This window comes from Pyrofollis japonicus, assembly GCF_033097485.1.
Classification (GTDB): domain Archaea; phylum Thermoproteota; class Thermoprotei_A; order Sulfolobales; family Pyrodictiaceae; genus Pyrofollis; species Pyrofollis japonicus.
Genome location: NZ_AP028634.1, coordinates 1,036,869 through 1,055,600, shown reverse-complemented (window position 1 = coordinate 1,055,600; position 18,732 = coordinate 1,036,869). Strand labels below are relative to the sequence as shown.

The 18,732-nt window shown below is 46.3% G+C and carries 16 protein-coding genes; 7 read left to right on the top strand and 9 right to left on the bottom strand.

The window, feature by feature from the left end:
- Nucleotides 1-59: 59 nt before the first annotated feature.
- Complete coding sequence (locus SBG41_RS05380; RefSeq protein ID WP_317894532.1) at nt 60-1,559, bottom strand: BUD32 family EKC/KEOPS complex subunit; 1,500 nt, start codon at nt 1,557-1,559, stop codon at nt 60-62.
- Nucleotides 1,560-1,733: 174 nt separating this feature from the next.
- Between SBG41_RS05380 and SBG41_RS05375 the strand changes: the two genes are divergently transcribed.
- On the top strand, nt 1,734-2,177 hold the full coding sequence (locus SBG41_RS05375) for a CBS domain-containing protein (protein ID WP_317894531.1): 444 nt from the start codon (nt 1,734-1,736) through the stop codon (nt 2,175-2,177).
- 11 nt (nt 2,178-2,188) lie between these two features.
- Here the strand turns inward: SBG41_RS05375 and SBG41_RS05370 are convergent, their stop codons facing one another.
- Together SBG41_RS05370 and SBG41_RS05365 are read right to left on the bottom strand one after the other, a co-directional pair.
- Nucleotides 2,189-3,256, bottom strand: coding sequence for a histone deacetylase family protein (locus SBG41_RS05370; protein WP_317894530.1), 1,068 nt, complete (start codon nt 3,254-3,256; stop codon nt 2,189-2,191).
- A gap of 165 nt (nt 3,257-3,421) precedes the next feature.
- Complete coding sequence (locus SBG41_RS05365) at nt 3,422-5,638, bottom strand: elongation factor EF-2 (RefSeq protein ID WP_317894529.1); 2,217 nt, start codon at nt 5,636-5,638, stop codon at nt 3,422-3,424.
- Between the two features lie 230 nt (nt 5,639-5,868).
- Between SBG41_RS05365 and SBG41_RS05360 the strand changes: the two genes are divergently transcribed.
- Nucleotides 5,869-6,354: a hypothetical protein gene (locus tag SBG41_RS05360; RefSeq protein ID WP_317894528.1), complete on the top strand. Its 486-nt coding sequence runs from the start codon at nt 5,869-5,871 to the stop codon at nt 6,352-6,354.
- Between the two features lie 106 nt (nt 6,355-6,460).
- On the opposite strand, the gene SBG41_RS05355 is transcribed toward SBG41_RS05360, so the two are convergent.
- The 5 genes from SBG41_RS05355 to SBG41_RS05335 all read right to left on the bottom strand — a co-directional run bounded on the left by SBG41_RS05355 (nt 6,461) and on the right by SBG41_RS05335 (nt 12,601).
- Entirely contained in the window at nt 6,461-6,970 is a 510-nt protein-coding gene (locus tag SBG41_RS05355) for a hypothetical protein (RefSeq protein ID WP_317894527.1), read from the bottom strand.
- A 403-nt stretch (nt 6,971-7,373) separates the two neighbouring features.
- A complete protein-coding gene (locus SBG41_RS05350) occupies nt 7,374-8,672 on the bottom strand; it encodes an RsmB/NOP family class I SAM-dependent RNA methyltransferase (protein WP_317894526.1) in 1,299 nt (432 codons plus the stop codon).
- Between the two features lie 224 nt (nt 8,673-8,896).
- Nucleotides 8,897-9,655: a ribonuclease HII gene (rnhB, locus tag SBG41_RS05345; RefSeq protein ID WP_317894525.1), complete on the bottom strand. Its 759-nt coding sequence runs from the start codon at nt 9,653-9,655 to the stop codon at nt 8,897-8,899.
- Nucleotides 9,639-10,508, bottom strand: coding sequence for a hypothetical protein (locus SBG41_RS05340; RefSeq protein WP_317894524.1), 870 nt, complete (start codon nt 10,506-10,508; stop codon nt 9,639-9,641). The genes rnhB and SBG41_RS05340 overlap by 17 nt, the downstream gene beginning before the upstream one ends.
- Before the next feature lie 176 nt (nt 10,509-10,684).
- Nucleotides 10,685-12,601 carry a chloride channel protein gene (locus tag SBG41_RS05335; RefSeq protein ID WP_317894523.1) on the bottom strand — a complete coding sequence of 639 codons (1,917 nt, stop codon included), beginning with the start codon at nt 12,599-12,601 and terminating at the stop codon, nt 10,685-10,687.
- Nucleotides 12,602-12,688: 87 nt separating this feature from the next.
- Here SBG41_RS05335 and SBG41_RS05330 point away from each other — a divergent pair, with 87 nt between their 5' ends.
- The 4 genes from SBG41_RS05330 to SBG41_RS05315 all read left to right on the top strand — a co-directional run bounded on the left by SBG41_RS05330 (nt 12,689) and on the right by SBG41_RS05315 (nt 16,058).
- Nucleotides 12,689-13,267, top strand: coding sequence for a hypothetical protein (locus SBG41_RS05330; RefSeq protein WP_317894522.1), 579 nt, complete (start codon nt 12,689-12,691; stop codon nt 13,265-13,267).
- Between the two features lie 137 nt (nt 13,268-13,404).
- Complete coding sequence (locus tag SBG41_RS05325) at nt 13,405-14,076, top strand: MBL fold metallo-hydrolase (protein WP_317894521.1); 672 nt, start codon at nt 13,405-13,407, stop codon at nt 14,074-14,076.
- 27 nt (nt 14,077-14,103) lie between these two features.
- On the top strand, nt 14,104-14,850 hold the full coding sequence (locus SBG41_RS05320; protein ID WP_317894520.1) for an ABC transporter ATP-binding protein: 747 nt from the start codon (nt 14,104-14,106) through the stop codon (nt 14,848-14,850).
- 2 nt (nt 14,851-14,852) lie between these two features.
- On the top strand, nt 14,853-16,058 hold the full coding sequence (locus tag SBG41_RS05315; RefSeq protein ID WP_317894519.1) for an ABC transporter permease: 1,206 nt from the start codon (nt 14,853-14,855) through the stop codon (nt 16,056-16,058).
- Between the two features lie 100 nt (nt 16,059-16,158).
- Here SBG41_RS05315 and SBG41_RS05310 read toward each other — a convergent pair whose 3' ends face one another.
- A complete protein-coding gene (locus tag SBG41_RS05310; protein ID WP_317894518.1) occupies nt 16,159-16,863 on the bottom strand; it encodes an FkbM family methyltransferase in 705 nt (234 codons plus the stop codon).
- 628 nt (nt 16,864-17,491) lie between these two features.
- On the opposite strand from SBG41_RS05310, the gene SBG41_RS05305 reads away from it, so the two are divergent.
- Nucleotides 17,492-18,502 carry a hypothetical protein gene (locus tag SBG41_RS05305; RefSeq protein WP_317894517.1) on the top strand — a complete coding sequence of 337 codons (1,011 nt, stop codon included), beginning with the start codon at nt 17,492-17,494 and terminating at the stop codon, nt 18,500-18,502.
- The last annotated feature ends 230 nt before the right edge of the window (nt 18,503-18,732 follow it).

The window sequence follows — 18,732 nt, the reverse complement described above, 5'->3', positions numbered from 1 at the left end:
GCCTTTTTCGCTTAGGGAGCTAGCGGTTACGATTCCTGCAAAGATTCTCACCAAGTGTTTCACGTATTCCCTATTGCATTTATCAACGCCTTCCTAGCTTTCTCTAAATGCGTGAAAGGCACTGCTGTGAAGAAGGGTGCTATATATTTGTGCTTAGTGGCTTCTAGGATAGCAGTTTTATCACCGCCTCCTTCGACGTATCCTCTTGCAAATAGCGTTGCACGTTCAGCCGCCTTACTTAAGTCAAAGAGCAGGGAATAGTAGATCGCTATAGCTATATCTAGTGCTTTTTCCTCTATGTTTGATGCAAAACGTGCTTGCTCAAGATCGACTATGAAAATCTCTGAGCCATTATAGATGAAATTGCTTGGATTAGGATCCCATAAGCATATATCATTCTTATGAAGCGATGCGATGAGCCTACCAAGTTCTTCGTATAGTGGGGTATCTGGCTCTTCTTGAACTATAGATGCAAGGTTCTTGCCCTCTATATAGGTGTAGGCCGCAAGTTTTCTACGCGGATCAAGCAGTATCGGGTTGGCCACGTTATAGCCTTTTTCGCTGAGAACTCTATTAAAGAAATACTCGTTATTGAGTCTTTTAAGTGCACTGAGTATCGGCTTTGGTAGCTGAAGGGTAAGTATTGCTGCTACAAGCCATTTAACTGCTGCTATATCTGCATACTTTTTTACAACAGCTGTTCGTACTCCTTCTACTTCGACGGCTTCAGCTGCACGTATTATGCCATGCCTCCGAGTCTTGGGCTTTAGTCGGTTAATTACCTTTGATAGATTTGTAAGGCTAAACAGCTGATCATAGAAATCGATTAACGTTGTTGCAACTCTTGCTGCATCTAGGCGCACAAGGAGAAGCGGATCACGGAGAAGGGGATGAGGCTTCGACTGAATACCCTCAACAAGGAGTGAAGCAGGTATAGCCTGCAATATTGACGGGGAAGCTATGCTTGTAACGGTTTTAGTTACTGCTGTAATTCTCTCCAATGTAGTTGCTTGCCTAGTGTCCGAGGAAGCTATCTCTTCTAGGAATGATGGCGTAACAAGCACTTCACCGTTTTTATCCCGAGCTACGGATACGCATTGTCTCACTTTTTCATTAAGCCAGGCAAAGTAGAGGTTAGAGTACATGTGGTCATTGTAAATAGGTCTTAGCCATGGATAAAGAAGCTGTAGCCTTGATAGGCGCGAGAACAGTGGGTAGAGAAGCGAGATTCTAAGCCTTTCATAGTTTACTTGAAATATACGTCTTAGTTTCTTTAATTCATTATTTATTGTCTTTAAATAATAGCTGCAAAACAGTTCTGAAACAAGGTCTTCATTTCCCTTAATTATACTAGGCCTAAGCACTATCAATGAAGCTATTACTTCTCCGAATAGCGATTCGCGTACATCGAGAAACGCGCTATCGGCTCCAAGGCCTATTTTTATCTCTTCGTTTACGCGCTCGATACAATAATTTTCCTCATCAAAGAATATGAGGGTAATCCTGTGACTGCCTGCCTTGTAGCTTACCTCGGCAATACCGTTTTCTGGGCAGGTCATTCCTACGTTAACCGTGTATATCGGTAACCTTGTTCTTAGCAAAATATTGCTTCTGAGCAATACGATTAAGACTGGCCGTGTTAAGCTGTTGTGTTAAAGTATAACATGTACAGGTGCAGCCAAAACTACTATAATGTCTAGTAAACATGTTATATAAACTGGAGGCACATACACATGATTCTCCTACGTAAAAAGAGATCCATACCCCTGCGCGCCGAAGACATTATGACTCAGCCACCAGTAACCGCGTCAATGAATACCCCTCTTAGAGAAATATCGAAACTCATGATAGACAAGAGGATAGGTAGCGTACTCATAGTTGACGAGGAAGGCAAGCTTCGAGGAATAGTCACTGAGCGGGATATCGTATTTGCATGTGCCCAGGGATGGGATGCCGAGACACGGCAGGCCTGGGAGGTAATGACTGAGAACCCTATTACGGTTAAGCGCGATGAAAACATACTTGAAATAATTAAGAAGATGAGAGACCTTAATGTACGCCACATGCCCGTGGTAGATGAGGAGGGCAAGCCCGTAGGCGTTATATCGTCACGAGACATCATGGACATAGTGCTGACCATACTCGGCTTAGCAACGATGCTCAAGGAGACAGCATAGGAAAGCAAAGCCTAGTATTTCATAAGGGCTTCTTCAACATTTTTCGCGGTCTCGTTGAAGTCTCTTAGTGCTTGCTCCCAAGTCTTTTTATCACTTTGCGTCATTTCTTCGGGAGACACGTCATGTATGCCTAGAATTCCGGCAAGAAACGCTGGAAGAGCGTGACGGAGCCCAGCTGAATATCCGCCCTCAAATACTATTAGCACCTTATTACTTAGTTCTCGTAGGCGTCGCCCTATATGATAATAGGTATTGGTGGTGAGTCTTAGCAGTCCTAAGCCGTCATCGATATAGCCGTCGAACCCTGCGTCCACGACTATATAATCTGGCTTGCCGAAATAATCCAATATCATGTCAATCGCTTTATCAAATAGGCTGATGTATACATCGTCACCTGTGTCCGGGGGAACAAGTACGTTTATCTTTGTTCCCTTGGCTTCTCCTTCGCCTATTTGCCAAGGCCATCCCGTCCCGGGATATATCGTTGAGGGATCCTGGTGCAAGTCAAGGTGAATTACTTCGGGCTTATCGTATAGTATTTCCTGTGTACCGTTTCCATGGTGGAGGTCAAAGTCGACTACTAGGACACGGTTCCTCGAAAAGCTCGCAAGATGGAGCGCTGCGAGGGCCGATACGTTGAATATGCAGAAGCCTAGTGTGGGAGCCCCCATTGCGCTTCCGAAGATGCCTGCATGGTGTCCTGGCGGCCTGCCAGGCACGAAGACTATATCGTACTCGTTGCTTAGGATTCTGTTCGATGCATCAATTACTGCTTCTGCATAGCGAAGTCCCGCTTGAAAAGTATACTCGTTTGCATATGTGTCGGGGTCTACAATACCTCCTCCTTCCTCTGATATTTTCTTTATCTTCTCTACGTAGTCACAGCTATGGACTTCACACAATCTTTTCTCTCTGATACCTATTCTTCGCGGATTCTCAAACACGAAGTAGGGCCATATCCCGGCCTCACGTAGTGCACTAAATACGCGAGTTATCCTTTCTGGCGACTCCATGTGGTCGCCGAAAGGATCCTTGTGGAGTCTGAATACATCATCGTAGAGAATTAGTGCTCTACTCATGCTTTTGTTCCCTATTTTAAACTAGGCGGGACTAAGCTGTTCAAAAATAGTTTCTCGGAAAAGCGAATCAACGATTCTTCATAAATGGAGTAGACAGCATAACGGTTTTGGCCAAAAAGCCCCTTGTGTTTGGGAATTCGAGCCGGTTGGAAAGTAATATGGGCGTTAGTATGGCGATATGAACTCTTCCGGCTTCGGTGGCTCTGGTGGTAGTCCTTTCCTCTCTCTTATCTTCCGTATTAGGTCCATTAGCATGTTGTCTGGTACTGGTGCCCATCTGCTGAACTCTGTGCCCCAGAATGCTCTGCCCTGTGTCGCGCTTCTCAGTTCTGCTGCTAGGTCGAAGCTCTCGGCCACCGGTATCTCCGCTATGACTCTCATTACGACGCCGTGCTCCTTCATGTCTATTATCTTGCCGCGCTTTCTCGATATTACTGCTATCACGTTGCTGAGATACTCTTGCGGGACACGTATGTCGAGCTTCTGTATTGGCTCCAGCAGTGTCGGCTTTGCAGTCAATATGCCAGCATAGATGGCGTTTCTTACTGCTGGGTATATCTGTGCGGGGCCGCGGTGGGCTGGGTCTTCGTGGATTACTGCATCGTGTAGTATGACTTTTACGCCTCTCACGGGCTCCTTTGCGAGCGGACCTTCCCTCATTGCTAGGCGGAAGCCCTGTATGATTGTGTCTTTTACTTCTCGTAGATGCTGTACACCGGTTGTCTTGTCTATGAATATGTTGAAGTTCTCGTCTATAGCCCATATCCTCTTTGCTTCGTCGTAGTCCCAGCCAGCCTTGTCTCTCAGTATCCTTGCCCTCTCCTGGGGCTCCTGGTCTTCGCTTATCTCGCCGCTCTGTATGAGCTTAATGGTCTCCTCGTTGAGCGGCTCTACGCTTATGTAGAGCTTGTTGTGCTTGTTGGGGCTCTTGCCTTCGAATATCTGGCTCTTGGTCCTGACAGTCTCACGGTACACGACTATTGGTGGACTAGTCTTTACTTCTAGTCCATAGGTTTCTTTGAGCCACCATAGTGCTATCTCGATGTGTAGTGGGCCCATGCCACTGAGCAGGTATTCGCCGGTCTCCTGGTTTATTTTGACCTGGAGGCTCGGGTCCTCTATTGTTAGCTTGTATAGGGCGTCAATCAGCTTTGGCAGGTCCTTGGGGTTCTTTGGCTCTATTGCAACCGTCACTACTGGTTCTGATACGAATTGCAGCCTCTCGAATGGCGGCACCTTGTCCTTGAGGTCTACCGATACTACAGTCTCACCGGTGCGCGCATCTTCGAGGCCAAGCGCTGCTGCTATATTACCCGCAGGTATCTCGTCCACAACCTCTCTGTCAGGACCCATATAGATGCTTACCTGTAGTACCTTGGCTGTCTTCCTGGCGTTTATTAGCCAGACCTCGTCGCCTTGCCTCAACGTGCCGCTGAAGATTCTACCAGTCGCGACTAGGCGGCGTATGCGCGGATCAACCCTCATGAACGATATAGCGTACACGAGTGGGCCGTTCGGATCAGCATCAAGCATCGCTTTTCCTACTTCGCTATTGATATCACCCTTCCATATCTTTGGTATACGGTATCGCTGAGCTTCACGCGGATTTGGTATAAACTTGACCACTGCGTCGAGGAGGACTTCGTGGAGTGGTGCGACCTTGGATGCGAACTCTTCGACTGCGTCTTTGCCGCGTTTATAGGCCTCTATAATGTCTGAGAACTTTATGCCCTTCTTCTGGGACATTGGTATGCTTATTCCCCACTTGTCCCTAGCGCTGCCGAATATCACCATTCCGCTCATTGGGTCTAGCTGCCACTTCTTCTTGAACTCGCCGTCAGCGTATATGCTGATAAGGTAGTTGATCTCCTTTATTATCTCTACGAATCTCTGTTGTATCTGCTGAGGCGTGTACTTTAGCTCCTTTATGAGGCGGTCAACCTTGTTTATGAATAGTATTGGGCGTACACGCTCCTCAAGGCTCTGCCTGAGAACAGTCTCTGTCTGGGGCATTACTCCCTCAACGGCATCGACAACTACTATTGCGCCGTCCATTAGCCTTAGGCTTCTGGTAACGTGGCTCGAGAAGTCGACGTGGCCCGGCGTGTCTACGAGGTTGATTACATAAGGCCTGCCCTGGTATTCGTGATATAGGCTAATGTTGGCAGCCTTTACGGTTATACCTCTCTGCTGCTCTACCTTGAGGTAGTCGAGTGCTAGTGCCTCGCCTGCTATTCTCTGCGATATTATTCCGGCCGCTGCTAGTAGGCTGTCGCTTGTAGTGGTCTTGCCATGGTCTACGTGGGCGACAATACCTATGTTTCTGACTTGCTCGATATTCCTCATTATTTTGAGAATCTCATCAACATGCTTTACTCGCATAGCTTACCCCTGCACCCACTGTTGGCTCAAGCAGAGTCCCGGTTATAAGCACTGGTATTACATGGTGGTTCAGAGGAGGGAGTGCTAAGCCCAGACACGATATCGGCTACAACTGATGCTTAAACGACGCAGCAAAATATTGAAGTCTTCACACTATACTTATTATCTATGTGAAGTACATCTAGACGCAACAGCTATAATCACTCTTGTTAATCGATAGGTGGCATGCCATGTCTGAGATAAAGAACTTAGTCGCATATTTCCGCGAGGAGGCAAAGCGTGAACGAGAATACGCAAAACGCTTAGAGGAAACAGCTGCAAAGTCACACAACTTAATGCTAAAGGCAATAATGAAGGCAGTATCCATGGATTCTATAAAGCACGCCCATCTCTATGAAGCTCTTGCAGATATTATTGAGAATCCAAGACTTGTCACTGAGCAAGAATCAGAGGAAATAGCTAAAGAAATTGAACGACACATAGAAGAAGAGAGGGAAGCCATAGAGGAACTCAAGCGATTACTCGAAGACGGGCGAGTAAGGGGCAACGCAGCGGCTCGCTTCATAATAGAGATGATGCTAAAAGATGAGACCTTCCACCACGCATTACTTAGACGTATCCGTGACGCCGTAATTAAACCTCTAGTATTCAGCGAGCAAGACTATTGGGAAGCTGTATGGCGAGACGCTGTTTGGCATGGAGCACCGGGAGGATAGAGTAGACAACAGAAATAATGTGAAGAGCTAAGACACATGCCTCTATTATCATTCATATTTTTACTCCAGTAATGTTGCAAGAAAATGTATTATGAGATAATAAGGTTTAGAATAATCGTCTTCTCCTTGCCCTCGGGCGTTGGAGCATCGTAGTCAGCTCTATTTGCGCATCAAGAGCTGCGACCTTCGGCTTGTACTCTTCTATAGCGGCAGCAAGTTGCTCATAGTACTCCTTATCGAGTACCTTCTCTAAGAACTCCTTGCCCTCGCTCGTCAATCTAAGTTTCTTCGTGCGCGGATCTGTTTCCGCGAATCCTACGTAAAGAAGAGCTACTATATCCTCGTGTAGCTCCTTCGACGTTGGCACGTCTCCTATTACATAGAAGTTGTAGCCGAGATTCATCCCTTTCTCGCTCTGAAGCCAGTATACGAGGTGAGCTAGACTACGTTCATATATTCCTCCTTGGTCGTCCATAGCCTTTAGTATCATTAGGAGGCGGCGTTTTCGCTCATCCTTTTCAACCTTATCCCTGGTGACAACGGGACGTGTTATGATGACGAGTTCTTTCTTTGTACCGCTAACGGGTTCTTTCTTTTTCTTATCTGACTTGGCCATATGAGGAACCCCTCACTCTAGCCCCGTATTAGCGTGGACCCCGGGCTCTATCTGGGCACAGTATTCTATCAAAAAGCTAGCGTTGTCTTCGGTGCGCCGGGCTTTCATCACATGACGATACAACGGCCTTCAGCTTCTAGTGTATTCCACACATTTACCTTTATCATATTCAGCGACTGAGTCCTTGCTCCATATTTCAAGGAATAAGTGCATAATGGGAGGAGTAGGGGACGTGCAATTCGTCTCCCTGCTCATCCAGCCGCTCTGCGGCGGTGTCGCAGGGGTCCCCGACCCCCGCTCGCCAAGTACAATAATACACTACATAATGCAGGGAAATAGTTGTTCTTTATCCTCGTGACGCTGCTAAGGTTTTATTATAACTAATGCACTGTCATCACGGGATTCATGGGGTTCCTCTTATCCTTGCTATGAAGAAGCCTTGAGTACCATGTATATGGGGGAATAGGCGCTTAACCTTGGCGCTTATGGGCTCATATGCTTTGTAGCCGTAGTGCCCCGGTATTTTAGGCTCGTCAAGCCTATCAGCGTAAGCATCTATGATTTCCTCTCCCTCAAAGGGTAAAAGGCTGCAAACAGCGTAGACGGTATCGACTTTGTATCTTAGTGCGGAGCGAAGTAGTTCTGACTGCAGGGAGGGGAACTTAGCCACCCAGTTTATGTTCTCAAGGTGTATTTTGATAGCAGGGTCCTTTCCTATAGCACCACTACTTGTGCATGGAGCGTCTAGTATGATTTTGTCCGGTCTTCTGCTAAGGCTGAATAGCGCGGAGTCCGCGTTTACAACATGTATCTTGGATATGTCTGCGCCAAGCATTTTGAGTACTCTAAGTGTCCTCTTTGTTCGTTCTCTGGAAATATCGATGGCCACTATGTGTGCATCGTTGTTTGTTAGCTGCATTATTAGGCTGTCCTTTATTCCTGGAGCTGCTGCCATGTCGAGAATGAATTCACCTGGCTGCGGATCAAGTGCCTCTACTACAAGGGCCGATGCTTTGTCTTGGAAGACTATTTCACCGTTCCACATTTCTTCGAGGTGGTGAAGCGGCTCATTATAATCTACTACTTCAAGCATATAGGGTAGATCATTATCTTTTCTAACAAGCACGCCCTTTTCTAGGAGTCTCCGAGCTATTGTATCTACATCGGTCTTGAGGGTATTTACTCTGATCCACCACTTCTCCTCGTTAAGTGCTTTGAGGAGCTTTTCAGTCTCCTCTACTCCGACAAGTTTTACGAAGAGATCTACAAACCACTCGGGGTACGAGTATAGGAGGGATAGCCTTCGTACTGGTGTCTGCCCTATCGAGTCAATGAGCTCGTCAATACTTTCTATTCTTTTTGGCAGCGTCTTTGCAAGTCTTCTTCTCAGTCTTTCAATGCCATCAGAGATTGCGTGGAGGTAGTCCTTTTCATCTCCTCTCAAAATGAGCCAGAGCCTCACCATTCTCTTAGCACTGCCACGCGAACCGTAGACATATTGCTCTGCATAGCGCAGCGTATAGTAGTCGTTCACAACGTCTCTTGAAGCTTTGTAGAGGATCTTGAGTGGAAGCTCGTTAGCAGCCTTCTTATACTCTCTTAGCACCATTTGAAAAGCCCTATCATGGCTAATCTTCTTCTCCATGACCACATAGAGTGTTTTAGCCACAAAGTCTATGAGATATCGGACTTTCTTATCCATGCAGCCTCTACACCCTGGGCATTAATCCGTTCGGTGCTATGGATTTCGCACTACCCTCTATCTATACAGCGCTCCAGGACAATACCCTAATAATCTCCTTGAAAATCTCATTATTATTAGCTGGGCTTATACAAATATGCGCCTTGTGCAAAAATATGATGATAGGTGGGCTTACCGGAGCACATGTGTAGCGATGAAGAGTGTGGCCGTAACTGACAACGTACTCATCCCTGCTTTTGGCGAGGCTTATTGGCCCCGAGGAACTCTGTTAGAGTCCGCTGCCTAGGTCCTAAGGCTGACAGTTCCTTACGCTTCTCTATGTACCACTTAGGAGCAAGCTGCCTCAATGTGCTCCAAGTCCGCCTCACAAACCATGGAGGATTATCTGGGTTCATTTCATATGCTTCGCGCAGCCAATCTATGGTTCGCTGATCAGTAGGGTATCCAGATCCTCTTATTCCGTAGAGTTCTCTGAGCTTTTCAATCTCTTTATCACGCACTACTTTTGCAATAATACTCGCAGCCCCGACAACAACATATTTTGAGTCAGCTTTTGGCTCCACAATAAGCCTTGAGTAGCGTAGCCATGGCAGCCTTTTCCGGAGTTCGTTCCTCATCTTATTCACGGGACCTACAGCATCAATATATATTGATAAGAAGGAGGGCTCGATCCTCGTTGCTTCACGTAGTCTTTTAAGCATATATGCGATTGTCTCGTATTCAAGCTGATTGAGATTAAAGGAATCAATGACGGCTGGTGGAATAATGGTGTAAATCACATAGTTTGAACTACTAAGTATAGTTTCAAATAGTCTTCTACGCGTATAGGGCTCTAAGTCCTTGCTGTCCCGAATACCGGTTTCAGCCAGAGCGTCTAAGTCTTCACATTTAATAACAACAAGAGCAAGTACCATAGGGCCGATTAGGGGGCCACGACCAGCCTCATCAACGCCTACAGCAAAGCCCTTACACTTCTCGGTCAAATGTACACACCATGCCTTTCTTATCATAGGCTAGACATGCCGCTTCTTCTGGGAACACCATCCTTATATCATTTAGCAGTAATGCTTTCCTATCTAGTAGCATCCTTATCACATTCTGGGCAGATAGGGCCTCTGGCCAACACTCCTCATCGCTGAACATGAGTTTGCAACCAACAAGCGCGTCTACCTTATTGCCGCCCGCCGGGCTAAGGGCTACTGTTTTCACAGCGCCAGTATTGTATTCATCTAGAAGCTTTGCAGCCTCGAAGTAGAGCTTGCATCTTTCTAGCGGTTCTCGGTTCTTTGTCACTGCTCGAAATATGTCAAGTGAGCACAAATTGCCTATGGGGGCTCCTCTGTTCTCGAGCTGTATTATTAAGTCAAGGCTAAGCTCTATGATGCTCGATTTATGGGCGTCGCCGCCGCTAAACGCTGCATCAATATACCTTCTTGCCTCATCTTCGAGGACTATTCCAGCCTTTCTAAGTTCGTAGAGATGTATTATTGAGCGGAAATGCAGGGGCGAGACGAGCTTATTTGTATTAATTTCGCTTATATCGTACCCCATGTAGACTATTTTGAATGCTTCTTCGAGTAGGCTTTGTTGACCGAGCCCCTCAACTACGATGCTTTTTCCTCGACCCTCCTCGTTTATCCAAGCAAGTATGCCTAGGAGAGAGAATATTGTGGGTGAATCACGCATATCAAGAGGATATATTTCTGTCGTGATGCCTAGCGAGCTATAGAAATGTGCTCTATTAGAGGCTGTATAGGAATCCATAACTAGGAGCACGGTGTCTGCCTTTCTTGCGACTTCAGACATGGGCTCATTGTACGCAAAGTATATGGTCATATAGTTTTTACCACCCGGCGAATCATAAATGTTCAGTTAAGTATGCGGTCTTCATCAGCGCCGGTATGGCGCCTAGGCTCCCGGATTCCACATCATGCTCCTTTTATCCTATTACTAGCAATCCCTCATAAATCCTACACGAACATGGAGCTGAACCTAATTATCTTTTGCTTGTATCATTTTACTCCTCTACTGCTTAGACTATTCTGTTGGAGAGATGTCGCGATATAGGGCAATACAGCGTTTAATAGATCGGTAAACATTATGACCCCGAGGTAGCGATACTGCTTATCAACAACTATTACATAGTCCACTCCGTGGGCAACCATTTCCTCTAATACGCGTATAAGCGGATCAGTCTCCCTCACTATAGGTGCGTTAATGAGAGAGACCTCTATTACCGGCTGGCTGGACTTAATCATATAGCTAAGATCAAGACCTATATAGGCCGGGTCAAGCACACCTACAACGCGTCTATTTTCATCGATAATCGGTACTATTCTTTGGCCTGTTCTCATTATAATCGCTGCGGCATCACGAAGGGAAGCATGCCAGTCAATAGCTGTAAATCTCTTCGCGATACTAGGTATAGTTATATTAATGTTTTTGGCCCCCATGCGTCTCAATATGTTAAGCAGCGATTCAGCAGTAAAAGTTGAAGGCGGTAGAGGCTTGCGAAGCGCTGATTTTATGAATGTAACTCTCCGAGTTGCTAGCGAAGCTGTAAGAGACGCGACAAGGCCTGGAACTATGAGTGCTGGCGTACCACCTATCTCGGCGACAAAGAACGCCAAACCTATTGGAGCTTTAAAGGCCGCACCCGCCAGCGAAGCCATACCTACATACGCTAGGACCGCTGGTTGAAGACCTATATGAGGGCCAATTATAATACCTGTTACTTGTCCAACCATTGCTCCTATAAAGAGGCTTGGCGTAAGGAGGCCGCCGCTTAGCCCGCTACCTACTGTAAGGCTTGTGGCTAGCATCTTCATAACTGCAAGCAGTATTAGAATCGCTAAGATTGAGCCATGCAGCCCTACGAGTTGCCCCACTCCTTCTTGCGCGCCAAATGCACTAAGCATTTCGCCTAGGAGTTCTTCGCCGGTACCGAGGACTGCCGGCACACCTAGGCCTATAAGGCTGGCTAGGGAAGCACCAACTATGGTCTTCGTGTAAACATTTATTACACCTTTCTCTACTAAGCGATCAATTCTTTCTTTTATCGCGTAAAATATTTTAACAAAAGCATACGCGAATACTGCTTCGATTAGGCCAAGCAATATATATGCGCCAAGCGCCGCCGGGCTATACAGCGATAATAGGTCATTGATGAGAATCGAGGGCAGCTTATATTCTGGGCCCAGAATATGCAAGGATAACGCGTACGCTATAGCCGATGATAACAATGCGGGGGGCAGTGCAGAGGCTTCGAGAACTTCCTCATAGAGAATTTCGGCTGCAAAGACTGCTGCTCCTATAGGGCTCTGGAATATAAATGAGAGTGCCGCAGCTGCACCAGCAATTAGAGCAAGACGCCTCTCCTCTATGCCGAGCTTTAAAATTGAAGCTGTGAATGCGCCAACTGAGCCACCTATCTGGACCGAGGGTCCCTCAGGGCCAGCGCTTCCACCCATACCGAGTACAAGCGCAGATGCAACAGTCTTTACGGCTGCTATGCGGGCTCGAAGACTACCAGCTCTAAAATGATAAGCCTCTACAACGCTTTCTGCACCAGCTCCTTCAGCCTCCGGTTCTAATTTGTAGACAATTATTGAAGAGATAGCTGCTCCAAGTAGGAGCGTGACCACAATCATGAACTTATTGTGTGAATGAATTGCCAGCACAGAGTAATCGGTTAAACCAGTCTCTACGTGTACGCCATGGAGCATGGCGCTTATCTTTATAACTAATCGAAGCATGATGTAGAATAAACCGATGACGAGGGATGACGTTATTGCGGTAACAGTGCTTATGAATATCCACTTCTCAACATAGCTCAGTCGACCAATAGCTTCTATGAGCCAATTAATAACCCTATAGTTTCTGCCTTGCAGCGATGATATACGCGCAGCATTTTCTTGCTGGACGCTCACTTGTACGCCCCGTGATAACCGCTAACTTGAAGAAGGAGGTAGAATAAGTACATCTCCGTCAGGAAAAGAGTGGAGGAGGGGCGCGATATGCCTGAAACAATTGATGTGGCTAAACTACTAGCAGGCGAAGGCCTAGAAGAAGCCAGAAAAGCGATTGAAGCAGGAGAGGCTATCTTCAAAACCTATGCGCTTCCGAGACCTAAGCTCAAGATTAGAAGCACAAAGAAGAGACTAGTAAGCATCGATGAGGGTAAACTTAATCGACTAGAATATGCTCTTGTTTATACAGTATTGAAGGCAATTAGGGACGGGAAGAAACCAGTGTTTGAAGACTTTGCTAAAAGCGTTGGAGACTACAAGGCCGCTGCTGCGTATTTAGCCTTCCTTTGGCGTAGCGGGATAGTAAGCTTTAGTAATCCACAGGACGCCGCAAACATTTACGTAGCATCCTCAGCGCTTAGCCAGAAAACGTATGAACATAAGATTTCAAAAGCAATTAAAGCTGAATTCAGCGTAAATACCGAGAATTTAGCAAAACTTCCCAGTGATAATATAGCATGCATATACCGCGATGGGAACCTTGCATGTAGATACATCGTTGCTAACTGTGAACGCGGTCAAGCAAAGGCCCAGATAAGGGGAGTCTTTGATGCACTAATGAAGTGAATAGTGTTTTCAGGCTTACGAGGCTCTTATACCTACCCAGTCAGAAGTTTCGGGATTGAAGATGTTTTTACTTGTTCGCCTTTATTAAATACAATCTCAGCAATAACGAACTATATCATCGTAATCGGTGGACAATGATGGAGAAAAGGGTAGAGATAGTTTGGTGGGCACATGCGTGTGTGGAGATTAAATGTTGCGGGAAAAGCCTCCTCATAGATCCCCATGACGGTGGCAGTTTAGGCCCCGTTTTCAAGCCGCCTAGTACAAGCCCCGATTACATTCTAGTTACGCATGAACACTATGATCACAATGCAGTGGAGGCTGTTGCCCGTAGCGATACTATAGTGGTGCGTGAGCGTATTGGTAGTTTTGAACTAGGGCCTTTTCGTATAACAGGTCTAAGGCTCCCTCATGACGAGTTTGAGGGGAGGCTAAGAGGATACGTGGTTGCATACCGTATTGAAGTTGACGAATTAAAACTTACACATCTGAGTGACCTAGGTAGGCCTCTTACAAGTAATGAGGCTGAGAAACTGAGAGCCGATGTCGCATTTGTTCCTGCAGGAAATGTCTATACGTTGCATCCTAAGAGGGCTCTTGAGGCTGCTGATACACTTGGCGCGAAAGTTGTGGTGCCTATACATTATTGGCTTCCTGGCATGCAGTTGCCTCTAGATCCTCTAGACGTGTTGCTGCGCTATGCTAAGAAGTGGCGCGTTGTGCGACATGACGCTAATACTATAGTACTGAGTAAGGGAGACCTACCAGAGCATAAGACGATACTAGTACTAAGTCCGCCGCGGTTCTAAACGCGTATCTTATTGCAGGGTCCTACTATGCTGCAGCCACATTGCGGTGATCCTGTCCTCGTTGTTAACTCTGTGTTAAAGAAGTTTAAAAAAGGGCCAATAATAGGTCCCATCACGTTTAGCATTAATAGTGGAGAAGTTTTCGCACTTATAGGGCCTAATGGCGCCGGCAAGACTACAACAATTAGGATGATTGCCGGCATATATAGGCCGGATAGCGGGGAGGTTAAGATATGCGGGACGGAGAGACGGCAAGGGCTTATAGCATTCGTCCCTGAGGAATCAGCTGTTTATCCGCGACTAACAGGCTACGAGCATCTGTTATTCTATACGAGGCTATACTATAGTGATCCCCGTAGAGTCCAATCAATTGTAGAGAAGGCTGCAAAGATATCCGGCCTAGGAGATAATTTGAGAAGGAAGGTTAGTGAATACAGTAAAGGCATGAAGAGGAGGCTCCTTGTGGCGCTTGCTCTTGCACTTGAAACACCTCTCCTAATTCTTGACGAGCCTACTTCGGGGCTCGACGTATATAGTTCTGTTGAAGTCCGTAAACTGATTGTTGATGCTGCCAGATCTGGACGTGCTGTCTTGCTTACAAGTCATAACATGCTTGAAGTTGAACGCATAGCTGACAGAGTTGCTTTCATATCCGAAGGGAAAATTATTGACATAGATAAACCGGGAAATCTTATAGAAAAATATGGTGGACGTGATCTCGAAGAAGCTTTCGTCAATGCGGTCAAGTCGTGGAGGAGTAAGGAGGGTCCATAGCGTTGAAGCGGGCAACTACAATAGCGTGGAAAGAGGTCCTAGAATTCTTAAGGGATAAAAAGAGCATAGCATTGATGATTATTTCGGCTTTCCTATTTCCTATCCTTGGCCTTGTAGTAACAGGGCTACAAACGCATCAAGAGGCCCCCATAGCAGTACTAGTTTGCGATAAGTCTAGGCTTGCAAATATGTTCGCTAATAAGCTTGTACACGCAATTGTTGTAACTCCTGGTCTAGAACCGGTTCTAGTCAATGGCTCGGTTACAAATAATTGTAGCTTACCAAGCAATGTAGTTGCCGGAATACTTATTCCAAGAGGGTTTGGAGTAAATGCCTCAGACATAAACAAGCCAGTCTACATTTACTTCTACAGAGTAGTTGGCAAGGCTGCAGCAGACCAGGCAGCAACTATTCTAAATAATATTGCAGCAGAATTCGCTCATAACATATCAATTAGCCGCATAAGAGTCCTGGCAAAAAAAGCAGGCATTACTGTTAATCCGGACTATATCAGAAACCCCGTTTACATAGTATCTGAGAGCGTTAGTGCAGGCGGAGCACCGGTTTCTCCGGAGATAGTTGCAAAGGCAAATACTGCCAGGTTCCTTGCATTCTCAGTTTTCTTTGTCTTAAACCCCGCAGCCATAGCTATCGCTGACGCCATCGCGAGGGAGCGGGAAAGCGGCACCGGAGAATTACTCGCTATTACGCCAGTAACGGGCTTTGAGCTACTACTTGGCAAGACTGCTGGCGCTCTCGTAGCAGCGTCAATAGCTGGAGGAATAGATGCTTTGGCCGCGATAGCGTACACCTCCCTGGTTCTCGGAGGACTTGACGCTGGACTTGTAGCTGTACATGTCACCGGAGTTTTGCTCGCCGTACTGGTCACTGCGGCGTTCACAATGCTTATCACTTTGCTCGTTCCAGGCCAAAGAGCAGCAACGCTTACCGCAAGCATGATAACAGGATTCGCAACCATAATATTCCTCTCAGCGCTCTTTGTTGACTATTCAACACTACCGCTATCAATACGACTAGCATTCTACATGATACCTTACACGTATGTTGTTGCAGCAATTAAATCATATGCCCTTGGAGCTGTAACGCAGACCATATTATATCTTTTAGTGCTTTTGGTGTTAACTATTTTAGCTTTAATAGGGTCGGCGAAAGTCTATAGTCCCGAACGGCTTGTTAAGAGGAGCTAGGAAAGTATAGTAGTTAGGATGATGTATTTCTTCCTAGAACCCCCTGCGAGCCCTTCATGCCATGTATAAGGGCTGTGAGCGCGGAGGCCGGACTGACGACTCATTTTACCACGACAATTACTTGTTTCCAAGCAGGAATTAGAGGATTTATCTCAATTACTTCATACCCCTTGTCTCTAACAGCCCTTAACAAAGCAGAAAGCGTCCTCGCGACATTGTCTCTGGGATAATGTGTCTCAACGATAATAGCTCTTACACGGTTCTTTTCAAGCATATTATCTTTAAGTGCTTGTTCCAGCACATTTGCTTCTAATCCCTCAATGTCTATCTTAAGTAGATCAATTCGATCCAGTTTATGTGAGCCGAGAAGTTGTCTGAGCGTAATACATGGTAGACGGAGTTCAGCCACAATCTCTTCATTCATTTCTTTAATGTATGCAGGGTTTGTGGATGAAAGCGCCCAATATTGCGTCAAGTATAGCTTTTTCCAACCACTTGACGCACAAATAAGGCGAGGATCAACACGAGCCATGTTTTCAAAGCCATTCTCTAGCAAATTCTTATATAAATAATTCCTTGCATAAGGATTGGGTTCAACAGCTACAATTAGTCCTTCTCTCTTCATTAGGAGTCCAACATAGAGGGTAAAGAACCCGAGAAAGGCGCCCACATCAACCACGATTGAACTGGGAATCACAGTGCCTAGGAGCACTGTATTTACCAGGTAGTCATCAAAGCAAACCACGTGGAGAATATTAGCTATAGCTTCTGGTACCTGAGTGCATGGAATAATGAGCTTTAACATATTGTTTTGTACTTGGACTCCTAGGTTTATTTCGCTACGTTCGCCAATTAGGCATTCCTTGACCAAGTTATTGATTTCTTTTGTCTTTTGCTCGCCAAAGCACTTTCGAAGAGATCCTAATAACCAATTCATATAGTCTAGATCACTAGTAGACGTAGACATAGCTTTATGCACCGCTTTGAACTAGTTAATAGTACGGGGATGAGGCCTGGGGGCTCCACGAGCCCGAGAGGGCTGTGAAGTGTAGTCCCATCACCGACCCTTTTCACTGCTACACACTTATTAGACTATGCTATAGCACCTTGACGATATATAGCTACAATTGTACCGATAAGAACACATGAGGGTATGATGAGCTGGGTCCTTGCGGTTGCCCTCTGAGACTTGATGAGGGTTTCGCGCCCTGACCCAAAACCACCTTTACACTCTTATTATGTGTATAGTTGATTAGGCTCATTTCGCGCTATTATTCAGTTACTATGTTGATGTATAATAATTCCTAGGGATTTTGTAATCGGAATATAACATCTTAATAATACTAAAGTGCGATAATCGGTATTGAGGTGTTGAAGAGGGTAATTTTTAACTCTCTGACCCTATACTATCTGGTAGTTGGAGTGGTGGGAGCATGCTGTTACCACCTCTGACTCTAGAGGCTAGAGTACCTAGAAGGTTCAAAGAGCTAGCCGCTGCAGCGCAGGGTAAGCTAGGCGGTATTTCCGGGCTAATAGAGTTCTATAAGGACATGCTAACGGGTGCAGCCGAGCCAGGCCAGGCCCCGAAGAAGGTTAGCGAGATCGTCGGCGGCATTGTGAGAGTTGAGATGCTAGGCGAGAAGTACGTCGCCCTTAAGAACTTCAGCATGAACGACCTTCTATACTATCTGAGAATGCTCCAGAGCTTTGGACTAGTCAGAGTAATAGCGTATACGGAGGCGCCGAGAAGACTAAGTGACGTAGCGCTTCAGAGAACACTACTAGGCGACACGGTGGTAAAGGCCGCCGATAGACCAGAAGCGGCAGCAATGCTGGGCTTCTACATGGGCGTAGTATTTGACACCCCTGCAAGACACACACTATTCGTTGGAAGCGAGGCCGAAAGCATTGTAGACATCGCTCTTGACGAGCGCTTCAAGAAAGCATACGCTTACAACACCGTACTCAGCGGTCAAGTACTGATGAGGGCGTCGGCAGAACAAATGGTTGCAGGCGGCAGGGGAAGACCATGGTACGAGCCCTTCAGCGACCTCAGCGGAATAGTAGCATTGCTTGGCGCACTACAAGTAGCCAAGATAAGGCCGTCTCCTGACAAGATACTTGGCATACGTGTGCTCAGCAAGATAAAGAAGCAAGTACTGAAGCTCGTTGACCCCTATGGCGACTACATGCTGGCACGCGGCACACTGGTACTAGAGCTGGACAAGCTGATAAATGAGCGGGAAGAAGACCCCGTCGTAGGCGTAAAGTACGAGAAGCTCGGCGTCGGAATGGCCAAGGACATCTCGTGGTTCAGAGGAAAGATACCCAGCAGAGCATACACAGCCCTTGAAGCGGTAGCAAAGGCGGTAAAGGAGAAGCGTGACGACATTAAGAAGGAGCTAGAGCAGCTCTTCAACCTAACGTTCGGCTTTACAAAGTAAAGTATGCGCTCTTAAGAATTGTGAAGCCGCATGATATAACCCCCAAGTTATCTTTTTAACACATATGCTTGTGTCATGTCTTTCTTCTCGGTTGATTTAACGCATGAATAATTATAACATAGCCGTTATGCTAGATCTCTAGCCTCCTTAAATTCTAAGTAGAGCTTGGCCAAGGATTTGAGCCCAAAAGATAAGTGTAATACCATAGCATCCAGTGTTTGGGGCAGCCA